Source organism: Kineosporia corallincola (assembly GCF_018499875.1).
GTDB classification, from domain to species: domain Bacteria; phylum Actinomycetota; class Actinomycetes; order Actinomycetales; family Kineosporiaceae; genus Kineosporia; species Kineosporia corallincola.
The window spans coordinates 326,471-340,104 of record NZ_JAHBAY010000007.1 but is presented as its reverse complement, the minus strand read 5'-3'; the positions used below and the strand labels follow the sequence as shown (position 1 = coordinate 340,104).

Here is a 13,634-nt window from a genome sequence, read left to right as displayed (position 1 = left end):
CACCGATGTCCACGGCGGAGCGCTCGGATTTGCTCCGGGGGCAGCATAGGCTCGGCGCGTGCGCGAGATCATCGTCCCCAGGTCGTTTCCCCTCGAAGCCGAGGAGAACCTCTGCGACATCGTGGTGGGCAACGCCGAGAAACGGCCCACCCATGTGGCGTTCCGCCGCCAGGTGCCGGAGGGCTGGCAGGACGTCACGTCCGCCGAGTTCCTCGGCGAGGTGGTCGCCGCGGCCAAGGGCCTGGTCGCCCTCGGCGTGCAGGCCGGCGACCGGGTGGCGCTGATGGCCCGCACCCGCTACGAGTGGACGCTGCTCGACACCGCCGTCTGGTTCGCGGGCGCCGTCACGGTGCCGGTCTACGAGACCTCGTCGGCCGAGCAGGTGCGGTGGATCCTGTCCGACTCCGGCGCCGTGGCGATCGTGGTGGAGACGGCGGCGCACCGCGAGATCGTCGGTCAGCTGCGGCCCGACCTGCCCGGCCTGCGCGAGGTGCTGACCATCGACGACGGTGCCGTGCCCACGCTCGGCGAGCTGGGGGCCGAGACCGCCGACGAGGTGATCCACGAGCGCCGCGCGCTCGCCACCGGCGAGTCGGTGGCCACGCTGATCTACACCTCCGGCACCACCGGCCGGCCGAAGGGCTGTGAGCTCACCCACGCCAACTTCATCGCCGGTTCCCGGGCCGCCGCCGTGGGTTTCGGCGACCTGGTGAACGACCAGGCCAGCACCCTGCTGTTCCTGCCCCTGGCGCACGTGTTCGCCCGCTACATCCAGGCCATGTGCATCGTCACCGGCGCCGCCATGGCGCACACGCCGAGCACTGCCACCCTGCTCGACGACCTGGACAGCTTCAAGCCGACGTTCCTGCTGGCCGTGCCCCGGGTGTTCGAGAAGATCTACAACGGCGCCGAGGCCAAGGCCACCGCCTCCGGCCGGGGCAAGATCTTCGGCCGGGCCGCGCAGGTGGCCATCCGCTACAGCCAGTCGCTCGACGCCGGCGGCCCGGGTCTGGGCCTGCGCTTGCAGCACGCGCTCTTCGACAAGCTGGTCTACGGCAAGCTGCGCACGGCCACCGGCGGGCGGCTGCGCGGCTCGGTGTCCGGCGGGGCCCCGCTGGGCAAAGACCTCAGTCACTTCTTCCGCGGCGTCGGGCTGCCGGTGCTGGAGGGCTGGGGGCTCACCGAGACCACCGCTCCGGTCAGCTGCAACACCCTGGCGCACAACAAGATCGGCACGGTCGGCCGGCCCTTGCAAGGGGTCGGGGTGCGGCTCGGCGAGAACGACGAGATCGAGGTGCGGGGCATCAACGTGATGCGCGGCTACGCCAACAACCCGCAGGCCAGCGCCGACGCGCTGCACGACGGCTGGTTCTCCACCGGTGACCTCGGCTCGATCGACGACGAGGGTTTCGTGTCGATCACCGGCCGCAAGAAAGAAATCATCGTCACGGCCAACGGCAAGAACGTGATCCCCGCCGTGCTCGAAGACGGCATGCGGGGGCATCCCCTGATCTCGCAGTGCATCGTGGTCGGCGACCAGAAGCCGTACATCGCGGCCCTGATCACGCTCGACGTGGAGATGCTGCCGATCTGGCTGGCCAACCGCGGCAAGCCGGCCATGGACGTGGCCGCGGCCGCCCAGGACCCGGATGTGCTGGCGGAGCTCCAGAGCGCGGTGGACAAGGCCAACACCCTGGTCAGCCGGGCCGAGTCGGTGCGCAAGTTCCACGTGCTCACCACCGACTTCACCGAGCAGTCCGGCCATCTCACGCCGAAGCAGAGCCTGAAGCGCCAGGCCATCCTGAAGGACTACGCCGGCGAGCTGGAGAAGCTCTACGGGTGAAAACCCCCAGCACCGGCCACCACTCCTCCCCCCGTCCCCCGCTCCGGCGACACGATCTCCCGTTCTTGGGCGAACCGGCCTCACCGCGCCCACTCATGGTGCAGACTGAGCAACGGTGCGTCACCGGCACCGGACAGGGCGTCGCCGGGTAGACCGCCGGACAAGGAGGAGACGCGGTGCGTCCCGTCGGAACCACCGGAGCCGCAGCGACTTCCGTGGCGGCGGCCGAGTCTCCCGTGGCCACAGGGTCTTCCGGACCGCCTGATCCGCAGGGCGGTGCCGTCGCCGTCGAATTCGCGCTGGTGCTGCCGCTTCTGCTGATGTTCCTGTTCGGCGTGATCCAGTACGGCTACGGGCTGTTCCAGTTGCAGTCGTTCGGCGCCGCGCTCGACGAGGCCGGGTGGGAGGCCTCCACCGGCGTCGCCGACTGCACCGCGTTCGACGAGCTGCTGACCCGCTCACTCACCGAGAAGGGGCTCAGCCCGGGCGATGTCGGCAGTACCCGGCTGGAGTGGCTCGACCCGGCCGGCCGGGTCACCGATCTACCGCAACCCTCCGGCCAGGTCCGGGTCACCGCCACCTACCGGCCCCTCGACCTCGGCCTGCCCGGCATCCCGTTCCCCCGCAGCGTCGTGCGCAGTTCCACCACGGGCGTGCAGAGCGTGCTGAGCTCCGCCCTGACCGGCTGCGCCGCCACCACCCCGAGAGGCTGAGGTGCCCGTCCGCCACGACACCGGCGCGGTCGCGGTCGTGACCGCCCTGGCCGTGTCGACGTTCCTGTTCGGGGTCGCCGCCCTGGCCGTCGACGTGGGGCAGGCCTACCTGCGGCAGAACGACCTGCGCTCGCTGGCCGACCGGCTGGCCCTGGCCGGCGCCCGGGGGCTGCCCACGATCAGTACGGCCGTGGACCGGCTGAACTCGACCCTCGACGCGGTCTGCGCGTCCGGCGAGGAGAGCGGCCCGCTCTGCCCACCGGGCGGCATCACCGCCACCGCCTGGACCGACGGCGACCCCGGCAACGGCGAGATCACCTTCACCACCGGCGACGGCCGGCCGGTGACCAGCCCCTCCACCCCGGCGCCGACCCTGCGCGTGCTGCTCCCCCCGGCCACCGTGCGGTTCGGCCTGGCCGGGGCCCTCGGGTTCGGCTCCGCCACGATCCAGCGGTCGGCGGGCGCCCGCATCGGCACCCCGCTGGGCTCCGGGCTGCTGCCGTTCACGGTCACCCCGGCGGACCTGACGAGCGGCCGTCTCTGTGTCGGGAGCGCCCGCTCGCCCGGATGCGTGCGTCCTCACCCGGTCTCCCTCCCCCGGCAGGACACCGCAGACCCACAGACGGCGCTGGAGCGCAACCTTCGCACCGGTCCCGACCTCCCTCTGCGGCAGGGCTTCTCCGACCGGACCGACCTCACGCAGGCACTGACCCGCGGCCTCCTGGAACCGGAGGGCAACCGCCCCGGACGGCTGATCGGCGACACCGGCCACGGCACCCTCACCCTCGGCGGCCACGCCGGCATCGACGCCACCGACCTGTTCACCGGCCCCACCCTGCTCGACCCGTTCCACGCCGGAACCCGGCCCCTGTGGTCACTTCTCGCCCAGGGGCGCCCCGCCGCACCGGAGAACCGGGGCTGGATCACCGCAGCCGCCGTCCGCAGTCACCGCCTGGCGGTGCTGCCGGTAGTCGATCCAGAACTGATGGACGACGGAAACCCGCTGCCCGTCACCGGTTTCCGATACCTCTGGATCGACCGGCTCGACCTGCGCGACGGAAGGCTCACCGGGTTCACCGGGTTCCTCGTCGATCCGGGCTACCTGCCGGAGACCGTGTCCGGCTCCCTCACCGTGGGCCCCTACCTGGGAGCCGGGATGCCGCGCGAGGCCGTGCTCACGGGCGGCGGCTGATGGGCCGGCGCACGCTCCTGCTGGTCCTGTCGGTGCTGCTGGCCGCGATCGGCACCGCGATGGTGGCGCTCTACGTGCGTGAGGCCGGGCAGCGGGCCGCCCGGGCCGAGGCCACCGCCGGCTACGTGGTGGCCGCCCGCGCCATCGCGGCGGGCACCACGATCGGCGCCGGCGACCTGACCACCCGGGTGATGCGGGTGCGCGACCAGCTGCCGACCAGCGTCACCGACCCGGCCGCGGTGATCGGCCGCGCCGCCACCGCCGGCATCCTGACCGGCGCCACGATCGACAGCCGGCAGCTGACCCGGCCCGGCGCCCGGGCCGAGGCCGCCATCCGCAGCGGGGAACTCGGCGTCGACGTGCTGCTGCAAGACCCGAACCGCGCGGTCAGCCTGCTCGGCGTCGGCTCCACGGTGCGGGTGTTCCGCACCGACCCGCAGGGCGACGTGGACGTGCTGGTCGAGCAGGCCCGGGTGATCTCGGTCGGCGGTGCGCTGGACGACTCCGGGACACCCGGTCCGGACGGCGCGAACGGCGTGGCCGCGGCCACCGTGCCGCAGGCCGTGGTCGGGCTGTCGGTGCGGGAGCGGGTCGCCCGGCTGCTGATCACCGCCCTGGGCCGGCGCGAACCGCTGTACTTCGCGGTGGTCCCGGCCGGCGACGTCACGGAGGCCGGCCGGTGAGCGGGGAGGCCGTGTTCTTCGACCCGCACCCACCGGTCGGGGCGGCACTGCGCGACGGAACCGGCGGCAGTGGGCCGGTGTTCAGCGACGTCCTCGATCTGCGGGAGCACGTGGGCGCGATGACCGACGCCGACACCCTGGTGCTCGGGCCGGACGTGGACGAGCGCGAGGCCTTCGGCGTGGCGCACCTGCTGCGGGAGCACCGGCCGCACGCCGAGGTGATCCTGGTACGGCACGAGATCACCACACCGCTGCTCCAGGAGGCGTTGCGCACCCGGATGTCGGCCGTGGTCGACCACCGCGACACGCTGCGGCTGCGGGCCGAGGTGCGCCGCAGCCTGAGCCGGGTCGCGCCGGAGCAGCCACCACGCGGGACGCCGGGCCGCCGGGGCCGCGTGCTCACCGTGTTCTCGGCGAAAGGTGGCTGCGGCAAGACGGTTCTGGCGGTGAACCTGGCCGCGGCCCTGGCCGACCGCGGGCACCGCCGGGTCTGCCTGGTCGACCTCGACCTGGCCTTCGGCGACGTGGCCGTCACCATGCAGCTGTATCCGGCGCACACCATCGCCGACGCGGTGCCGCTCGGCGACGGCATCGACTCCACGGCGGTGGCCGCGATGCTGACCCAGCACTCCGCCGGGCTCAGCGCGATCGTCGCGCCGACCGAGCCGAGCGCCGCGGAATCGATCTCCCCGCAGCTGGTCTCGCACCTGATCGAGGTGCTGCGCGACGAGTTCGACCACGTGGTGGTGGACACCGCGCCCCGGTTCGACGACCACGCGCTGGCGGCGCTCGACGTGTCCGACCTGATCACGCTCGTGGTCACACCGGACGTGCCGGCCCTGAAGACGCTGAAGGTCACCGTGGAGACGCTGCTGGAGCTCGGCTACCCGCCCGGCCGGCTGCGGCTGCTGCTGAACCGCTCGGACTCCCGGGTCGGGATCAGCCACGCCGAGGTGGAACGCACCGCCGGCCTGCCGCTGGCCGGGCAGGTCCCCAGCTCACGCGACGTGCCGAGCTCGGTGAACCGGGGTGTGCCGATCGTGCAGGACGACCCGCGTCACCCGGTCAGCCAGGCCGTCACCCGGTTCGCCCGCGACCAGGTGACCGGCAGCACCCAGGAAGGCCGGGAAAGCAGAGAAGGCCGGGAACGCCGGGGGCGCCGGAGGTTCCGGCGGTGAGCCTGGGCGACCGGCTGGCCCGGGCCCGGGCCGAGCGCGCCGAGTTCTCCGGCACCCGCTCCGGGGTGGCGGGGCCCTCGTCGTCCACCGTTGGAACCCGGCGCCGCGACCGGCCCACGGACCCGTTCGCCGAGCTGCGCCGCACCGTGCACGAGACCCTCCTGGAGGGCCTGGGCCCGAAACTGTACGACGCCCGGCTCAGCCAGACCGAGCTGGAACAGCGGGTGCGGCAGACCCTGCACGAGGTGCTGCACGCCGGGCAGATCCCGCTGACCGTGGCCGACCGGACCCGGATCGCCGGCGAGATCGCCGACGACATCCTCGGTCTCGGCCCGATCGAGCCGTTCCTGCGCGACCCGGACGTCACCGAGATCATGGTGAACGGGCCGGGGCAGATCTACGTCGAGCGGGGCGGGCGCATCCACCCGGTGGACGGCCGGTTCACCGACGAGGCCCATCTGCGGCGCACCATCGACAAGATCGTCGGGCGGGTCGGGCGGCGGGTCGACGAGGCCAGCCCGATGGTCGACGCCCGGCTGCACGACGGCAGCCGGGTGAACGCGATCATCCCCCCGCTGGCGGTGGACGGCTCGCTGCTGACGATCCGCAAGTTCGCCACCGACCCGTTCGGCATCGACGACCTGATCCAGCTCGGCACCCTCACCCGGGCAGTGGCCGAGGTGCTCGCCGACTGTGTGCGCGGACGGCTGAACATCCTGGTCAGCGGCGGCACCGGGGCCGGCAAGACGACCACCCTGAACGTGCTGTCCGGGTTCATCCCGGAGACCGAGCGGGTGGTCACCATCGAAGACGCCGCGGAGCTCCAGCTGCACCAGGAACACGTGCTGCGCCTGGAGTCCCGGCCGCCGAACATCGAGGGCCGGGGCGAGGTCTCGATCCGCCAGCTGGTGCGCAACGCGCTGCGCATGCGGCCCGACCGGATCATCGTCGGTGAGATCCGGGACGCCGCCGCGCTCGACATGCTCCAGGCGATGAACGTGGGCCACGACGGCTCGATCTGCACGGTGCACGCGAACTCACCGCGCGACGTGCTCTCCCGGGTCGAGACGATGGTGCTGACGGCCGGCCTCGACCTGCCGGTGCGGGCGATCCGCGAGCAGGTGTCGGGCGCCCTCGACCTGATCGTGCAGCAGGCCCGGTTCCCCGACGGCTCACGCCGGATCACCGCCGTCACCGAGGTGATCGGCATGGAGGGCGACGTGATCACCGTGCAGGACGTCTTCACCTACGACTACTCCGGCCCGGGCGGGCTGCGCTGGACCGGCCTGCGCCCGGCCTTCCTGGACAAGCTGGGCCGTTCCGGGATCCGGCTCGATCCGCGCTCTTTCGGGAGGTGACGGGTGCTGCCGCTGGGGCTGGCCCTGCTCTTCGTCGCGTTCGTCCTGCTGATCTCGGCCGTGCTGACCGGCCCGGCCGGGCAGGAGCCGGAGGTGGTGCGCCGGATCGCCGCCCACACGAACGGTTCCGGGCCGGTGGTGCCGCCCTCCGGCGGGCTCGGCGGGGGCCGGCTGACCCGTTCCGCGGTCGGGCTGATGAGCCGGGTGGCCCGCACCGGCCGGCTGGACCGGGCGCTCGACACCCGGCTGGAGGCGGCCGGGCTGTCGCTGCGCCCCGGCGAGTGGCTGCTGCTGCACGCCGGGGCGGCCGCGGGCAGCGCCACGCTCTTCGCCGTGCTCACCCGAGGCCGGCCGGTCGCGGCGACGCTCGGCCTGCTCGGCGGGCTGCTCGTGCCGTGGCTGGTGCTGGTGGCGGCCCGCACCCGGCGCGAGGCGAGGTTCCTGGCCCAGCTGCCGGACACGCTCCAGCTGCTGGCGGGCAGCCTGGCCGTGGGTCACTCGCTGCCGCAGTCGCTGGAGGCGGTGGTGCGTGAGGCCCGCCCGCCGATCCGCACCGAGTTCACCCGGGCGCTGGTCGAGACCCGGCTGGGCCGCCCGGCCGAGGACGCGCTCGAGGGCATCGCGGCCCGGACCGGCAGCCAGGACTTCTCCTGGGTGGTGATCGCGATCCGGATCCAGCGTGAGGTCGGCGGCAACCTGGCCGAGCTGCTCACCTCGGTGGCGGGCACGCTGCGCGAACGGGAACGGCTGCGCCGGCAGGTGGCGGCGCTGTCGGCGGAGGGCCGGCTGTCCGGGGCGATCCTGGCCGCGCTGCCGGTGGTGTTCGCGCTGTACCTGATGCTGGCCCGGCCGGACTACATCGATCCGCTGTTCAGCACGCCGCGCGGGATCGCGCTGCTGCTGCTGGGCGTGCTGCTGCTGGCCGCCGGGGGTTTCTGGATGAGCAGGCTGATCCGGGTGGAGGTGTGATGCTGCTGCTCACCGGAACGGCCGCGCTGTTCGCCGGGCTGGCCGGAGGGTTCGCGGCGCTGCTGCTGGCCGGGCGGCAACGGCTCGACGCGCGCGCCCGGCGGGCGCTGCTGGCCGGCTTCCGGGCGGGTGGCGCGCCGCTGCGTCAGCGTGAGCTCGCGGTGCCGTTCGCCGAGCGGGTGCTCGCCCCGCTGGTGCGGCGGTTCGCGGTGGCCGGGCGCCGGATGGCCGGCCGCGAGCGGATCGAGCGGCTGCGCTCCCGGCTGGATCTCGCCGGTAACCCGAAAGGGTGGGATGTCGACCGGGTTCTCGGGCTGAAGGCACTCGGGCTGGTGGCCGGTGCCCTGGCCGGGCTCGCGGTGCCACCCTTCTGCGGGGCAGGAGCCCGTGGGACGGTTCTCACACTCAGCGGGCTCTCAGTTCTCGGCTGGTGCGGGCCGTCACTGTGGGTCCATCAGATGGGTCACGACCGTACCGAGCGCATCCGCCGTGAGCTGCCGGACGCCATCGACCTGCTCACCATCTCGGTCGAGGCGGGCCTGGCGTTCGACGCGGCGCTCGCACAGGTGGCCCGCAGTAGCGAAGGGCCGTTTGCGAAGGAGCTTTTCCGGGTACTCCAGGAGATGCAGCTGGGTACCGGCAGGTTGCCGGCCCTGCGCGCCCTAGCAGATCGCACGGCTGTGGAGGAACTGAGGATCTTTGTGGCAGCTATGGTCCAGGCAGATACGTTTGGCATCCCCGTCGCCGGAGTTCTGCGGGTGCAGTCGAAGGAGATGCGGGTGCGCAGGAGTCAGCGGGCCGAGGAGAAGGCACAGCAGGTGCCGGTCAAGATCCTCTTCCCCTTGATTTTCTGCATCCTGCCGGCCTTGTTTATCGTGGTCATGGGCCCAGCGGGGCTCAGGATCTTCGAACAGTTCAGAGGTATGTGAGGGCGCGGATGGCGCGACTGCTGATCGTCTCGCGCTCCCTGGCGCTCGGGATGCGACTGACCGACCTGCACGACGTCGAGGAACACTCGGCCGACGAGCTCGAGCAGGGACTGCCCGACGTCGAGGGTTTCGAGGTGCTGGTCCTCGACGTGGGCGACCCGGTGCTGGCCGTCAACACCGTCAACTCCCTGCGGGAAGACGATCAGGCGATCCCGGTCATGCTGATCTCCGGCTACCAGCCGGAGTGGGAGCAGGTCGAGGCCCAGCAGGTCGAGGGCGTGCACGTGGTGCCGCTGCCGATCACCCGCCAGGCGCTGGTGCGCGGGGTCGCCGTGCTGCTCGACGAAGACCCGGAGTCGATCACCGTCGAGCCGACCGGTGCGATGCCGGTGGTCGCTTCCGCCTCGGTCACTTCGGTCGCTGACGCCGGTGCGACGGAGGACGACGATCCGGACGCCACCGTGAAAACCCCTCTGCCCGCCGTCGTGGTGGCGGAACCCTCAACTGAAGACGACGAAAAGCCCGCGAAGGCACAACCCTCCGCCGGGTCCGCGGCCGGCTCCGGGTCGGTTGCCGCTGAGCCTGCCGCCGCTTCGCCGGGGCCCGCCGACGTGGCCGCCGCGAAGGCCGTGCAGCAGGCCGCCGTTCAGGCGAAGGTGCGTAAGGCCGCCGAGCAGGTGGCCAAGAGCGCCAAGAAGAAACCCGCGTCCTCATCCGCCTCTGCTTCCGTGGCGAAAACCGGTCAGTCCCGGCCTTCTCCGCGCAAACCGGACGGGCAACAGACTTCCGCCGGCCAACCCGCTGCCTCGAAACCCGAGGCCCGGCGGCCGGCCGCCCAGCAGCCGGCCGCGCAGGAACCTGGTGCGGGCAAGACCGCCGCACCGACGCCCGGCCCCGCCGCGCAGAAGCCGGTGCAGCTGGCCACCGGGGCACAGGCCCCCGGCCCGCAACAGCCCCCGCTGGGCCCGGCCACCGGCCGGCTCGGGCAGCAGATCGCCGCCCGCCGGGCCGGTCAGGGTCCGCAGCACGACCGCGCCCGCCGCCCGGGTCCTCCGGCCACCCAGGCGATCGAGGTCACCTCGTCGCAGGTCGCCGGCCTGTCCTACTCCAGCCCGGTGGCCCGGCCGTTCTCCGAGCAGCCGCCGACCGGGCAGTTCCCGCTGAGCAACCGCGCCGTGCAGGGCGGCCCTCCCGCCCCACCGGCGCCACCGGCCCGGCCGGTCAGCCGCTGGCAGCGCGGCAACATCGCGCCCGAGACCGGCAGCATCTCGCTGGAGAGCAGCAACATCGCGGCGAACCGGCGCTCGCAGCGCCTGGGCGACCGGCCGCGAAAACTCCAGCGCCGCGCCAATCCCGCCGACGCCACGCCGGGCACCCCGGGCCGGGGCCTGGTCACCGACCCGCTCGGCCCGCGCACCGATCCCTACGGCCTGCCGATGGCCAGCGCCCTGGAGCGACGCCTCGACGCCGAGGCCTCCGCGCTGATCACCCCGCCCGGCGCACTCGACGGTCAGCTCGACGGCCGGGCCGTGCTGCGTACCGCCGACCTGATCCGGGCGCTGTACGAGCGTTCCGGTGAGCTGTACGGGGTCAGCGACACCTCGCAGATCCTGGCCGACGACCTGGTCGAGCGGTCCGGATCCGAGGCTGCCGCGGTGCTGGTGCCGGACGGCGAGATCTGGCGGGTCAGCGGTGGGGTCGGCCTGCGCCCGGCGGAACGCCGCCTGGAACTGCCCGATTCGCACTGGCTGGTGGCCGAGATCGGCTCCGGCCGGGCGGTGCTGATCGACGACACCGACATCGTCCGGCAGCAGCTGGCCGGGGCGCCCCTGGCGGCCTGGCACCACCTGCTCGCCGTGCCGGTGCCGGACGTGCGGGTGATCGTCGTGCTGGCCCGGGACGAGGACGGTGGGGCGTTCACCGAGGCGGACCTGTCCACCGTGTACCCCGCGGTGCGCGAGTCCTCGGTGCTGCTGGCCCAGGCGATCGAGACCCGGCGTCTGGCCCGGGCGCTGGCACCGCTGCGCGAGCCCGAACCGGAGCGTTAGGGCACATCACCGGCGTGTCGCCGGCGAGCGGATTTTCGCCGCCGGCGGCCCGGGAAAATCGGCCGTCACCGGATGTATCACACCAGAACGGTTCGTGACTTTCCCTAAACCGGCGCGGATCTAAGGGTCGTATTGGACGATCCCAAGCCACGAGTATCCCTCGTGTGGCAGATTGTCACCGTGGCCGTGCTGGAACTACGAGTGAAGAGTGTCTTCCTCCCTCTCGTGATCCGTGCCGGAATCATTCTGATCTTCGCGAGCACCGCTGTTGCCCTGGGGATCGTGGCGGGCAGCTCGATCGGTGACGGGGGCGTCTCCCCCCGCGAGGCAGTGATTCCGGCGCTCATGCTGTTCTGCGTGGCGGCACTCGCTTCGCTGCCTCTTCCCAGAGCCGTGCCGCCGATCATCCCCGCTCTCGCGGAAACCCTGTCCGCGTCGGTGATCATCGGTGGCATCGGCACCAGCGGCCTGCTGTTCCTGCCCTACCTCACCGTCCCACTGTTCATCGCCGGTCTGTCGTCCGGGCTGCTCTACGGCCTGGCCGCGGCCGCCACCGCGGTGGTCGCCTTCGGCGGCACGGTGATCACCTCCAGCGAGGTCGACATCGACGAGCTGAACGGCAACAACTCGCTGCTCGCCTGGGTGTTCATCCTGGTCGCCGTGCCCGCGGTGGGCGCCTGGATCCGCCGGCTGCGCGCCGATGTGGCCCCCGACAGCGAGCCCGCCTACGCCGACGCCCACCGGCTGCTGTCCGAATTGCACGTGGTGGCGCGGCAACTCAGCCTCGGCCTGGATCCGCGCACGCTGGCCACCGCCCTCGCCGAAGACATCCGCGCGGTGGTGCCGCAGGCCGACGCGGTGGTGCTGGCGCGCTCCACCGGCGGGCGATTCGTGGCGCTGTCCGGGCACGAACCGCCGGAGGCCGCCGAACTGGCCATCGAAGACGCCTGGGTCAGCGCCCAGCCGGTGAAACGTGAGGCGTCCAACCGGGCTTTCGCGGCGATCCCGGTGCTGATGGGCGAACGCGTGGTGGCCCTGGTACTGGTGATCACGGCGGCGAGTCTCGACAACCCGTCGCTGCGCAGCTGCCGCACGGTGATCGACCAGTCCGGCCCGCGGCTGGCGTCGGCCATGCTGTTCGACGACGTGCGCCGGCTGGCCACCACCGACGAGCGCATGCGCCTGGCCCGCGAGATCCACGACGGCATCGCGCAAGACCTGGCCTCGGTCGGCTACGCGCTCGACGACATCCGGCAGAACTCCGACCCGGTCGTGGCGCAGCAGGTGATGACCGTGCGCGAGCAGCTCCAGGCGATGGTGGCCGACCTGCGTATGAGCATCTTCGACCTGCGGCACGGGGTGAACGACACGGTCGGGCTGGGTGCCGCGCTGAGCGAGCACGCGCAGCGCATCGCCGCGCAGTCCGACCTGGCCATCCACCTGTCCATGGACGAGTCGCCGAAGCGGCTCCCCATCACCGTCGAGGTGGAGTTGCTGAGGATCGTCCAGGAGGCGATCACCAACGTCCGCCGGCACGCGCAGGCCACCAACCTCTGGCTGACCGTGACCGTCGAGCCACCTCGGGCCCACATCACCGTCATCGACGACGGGCGTGGGCTGAAACCCGGGCGGGCCGACAGTTTCGGCATCCAGGGGATGCGCGAACGGGCCCGCCGCATCGGCGCCAACCTGCACGTCGGCCCGGGGCCGGAGGGCGGCACCCTGGTCGAGCTCGGTCTCGGCACCGAGACCGCGGCCTTCGAGCCCCGGCACCTGGCTCGTCCGGCAGTGACCCGGGTCTCGCTCACCGACCCGCACGGAATTCCCACCATTGTTCCGCAGACGACAAGGTCACGGGCGGCCTCACCCGCGCGGACCGACCAGGAGGTGACTAATTGACCAGCGCAACGGCGAACCTCCGGGTTGTGCTCGTCGACGACCATCAGCTGATCCGGGAAGGCCTTCGACGGGCCTTCGACCGGGCAGGTGACATCGAGGTCGTCGGCGAGGCGGCGTCGGTCGCGGACGCCATGAGCACCCTGGACCGGCTCCGGCCGGACGTTCTGGTGACCGACGTCCGGCTGCCGGACGGTGACGGGATCACCCTGACCACCCAGGTGCGCGCGAGCAATCCGACGATGGGCATCGTGGTGCTCACCATGTACGCCGGAGACGAACAGGTTTTCGCCGCACTGGACGCCGGGGCCTCGGGTTTCGTGGGGAAGGACGCTCCGGCCGAGGAGGTCGTGGCCGCCGCCCGGCACGCCGCGGCCAACCCGCGGGCCTTCACCGCGCGCGACCTGGCCGGCGCCATGCAGCGCCGGATGAGCGCCCCGGCCGGGCCGAAACTGTCTCCGCGCGAACGGGAAGTGCTCGATCTGCTGGTCGACGGCCTGGCCATCGCACAGATCGCCCGGCGGCTGTACATCAGCGAGTCCACGGCCAAGACCCACGTGGCCAACATCTACGAGAAACTCGGTGCCGGCAACCGCGCTCAGGCGGTCATGGCAGCCGTCCGCCTCGGCCTCGTAGACGACTCCAAACGCCGCTGACCCCATGGGTTTTCGGTAACACCAGCCCCAGTCCTCGACCGAACGGCCGAGGACTGGGGCGCTTTTGGGTTGATCCCTTTCGCACCTTGAGTACGCACCGCTACCCGCCTGGCACGCTGAGCTTGTCTTCGGAGGGAAGAACCCACCGAGCACCCCAGGAAAGGGATCC

Annotated in this window: 11 protein-coding genes; all 11 read left to right on the top strand. The window is 72.3% G+C overall.

From position 1 onward, the window contains the following. The first annotated feature begins 58 nt into the window (after positions 1 to 58). The 11 genes from KIH74_RS19025 (at position 59) to KIH74_RS18975 (ending at position 13,465) form a co-directional block, all read left to right on the top strand. Positions 59 to 1,843: an AMP-dependent synthetase/ligase gene (locus KIH74_RS19025; protein ID WP_214157316.1), complete on the top strand. Its 1,785-nt coding sequence runs from the start codon at positions 59 to 61 to the stop codon at positions 1,841 to 1,843. Between the two features lie 236 nt (positions 1,844 to 2,079). Then, positions 2,080 to 2,556 (top strand): TadE/TadG family type IV pilus assembly protein, encoded by a 477-nt coding sequence (locus tag KIH74_RS19020; RefSeq protein ID WP_214157315.1) that lies wholly within the window; start codon positions 2,080 to 2,082, stop codon positions 2,554 to 2,556. 1 nt (position 2,557) lies between these two features. Then, on the top strand, positions 2,558 to 3,748 hold the full coding sequence (locus KIH74_RS19015) for a Tad domain-containing protein (protein WP_214157314.1): 1,191 nt from the start codon (positions 2,558 to 2,560) through the stop codon (positions 3,746 to 3,748). Then, entirely contained in the window at positions 3,748 to 4,431 is a 684-nt protein-coding gene (locus KIH74_RS19010) for an SAF domain-containing protein (RefSeq protein ID WP_214157313.1), read from the top strand. The genes KIH74_RS19015 and KIH74_RS19010 overlap by 1 nt, the downstream gene beginning before the upstream one ends. Then, positions 4,428 to 5,609 carry a CpaE/TadZ family protein gene (locus KIH74_RS19005; RefSeq protein WP_214157312.1) on the top strand — a complete coding sequence of 394 codons (1,182 nt, stop codon included), beginning with the start codon at positions 4,428 to 4,430 and terminating at the stop codon, positions 5,607 to 5,609. Before KIH74_RS19010 ends, KIH74_RS19005 begins: the two co-directional genes overlap by 4 nt. Then, positions 5,606 to 6,967, top strand: a complete 1,362-nt coding sequence (locus KIH74_RS19000; protein ID WP_214157311.1) for a TadA family conjugal transfer-associated ATPase — start codon at positions 5,606 to 5,608, stop codon at positions 6,965 to 6,967. Before KIH74_RS19005 ends, KIH74_RS19000 begins: the two co-directional genes overlap by 4 nt. 3 nt (positions 6,968 to 6,970) lie before the next feature. Continuing rightward, positions 6,971 to 7,936: a type II secretion system F family protein gene (locus KIH74_RS18995; RefSeq protein ID WP_214157310.1), complete on the top strand. Its 966-nt coding sequence runs from the start codon at positions 6,971 to 6,973 to the stop codon at positions 7,934 to 7,936. Further along, entirely contained in the window at positions 7,936 to 8,865 is a 930-nt protein-coding gene (locus KIH74_RS18990) for a type II secretion system F family protein (RefSeq protein ID WP_214157309.1), read from the top strand. Before KIH74_RS18995 ends, KIH74_RS18990 begins: the two co-directional genes overlap by 1 nt. An 8-nt stretch (positions 8,866 to 8,873) precedes the next feature. Next, the gene (locus KIH74_RS18985; protein WP_214157308.1) at positions 8,874 to 10,913 is read left to right on the top strand and encodes a hypothetical protein; all 2,040 of its coding nucleotides are present in this window, start codon (positions 8,874 to 8,876) and stop codon (positions 10,911 to 10,913) included. Positions 10,914 to 11,075: 162 nt separating this feature from the next. Further along, complete coding sequence (locus KIH74_RS38745; protein WP_214157307.1) at positions 11,076 to 12,812, top strand: sensor histidine kinase; 1,737 nt, start codon at positions 11,076 to 11,078, stop codon at positions 12,810 to 12,812. Then, a complete protein-coding gene (locus KIH74_RS18975; RefSeq protein WP_214157306.1) occupies positions 12,809 to 13,465 on the top strand; it encodes a response regulator transcription factor in 657 nt (218 codons plus the stop codon). The genes KIH74_RS38745 and KIH74_RS18975 overlap by 4 nt, the downstream gene beginning before the upstream one ends. Positions 13,466 to 13,634 lie beyond the last annotated feature (169 nt).

Coding starts and splice junctions, on each gene's coding strand:
- KIH74_RS18990 (WP_214157309.1), top strand. CDS start 7,936: ATGCTGCTGCTCACCGGAACGGCCGCGCTGTTCGCCGGGCTGGCCGGA.
- KIH74_RS18985 (WP_214157308.1), top strand. CDS start 8,874: ATGGCGCGACTGCTGATCGTCTCGCGCTCCCTGGCGCTCGGGATGCGA.
- KIH74_RS19010 (WP_214157313.1), top strand. CDS start 3,748: ATGGGCCGGCGCACGCTCCTGCTGGTCCTGTCGGTGCTGCTGGCCGCG.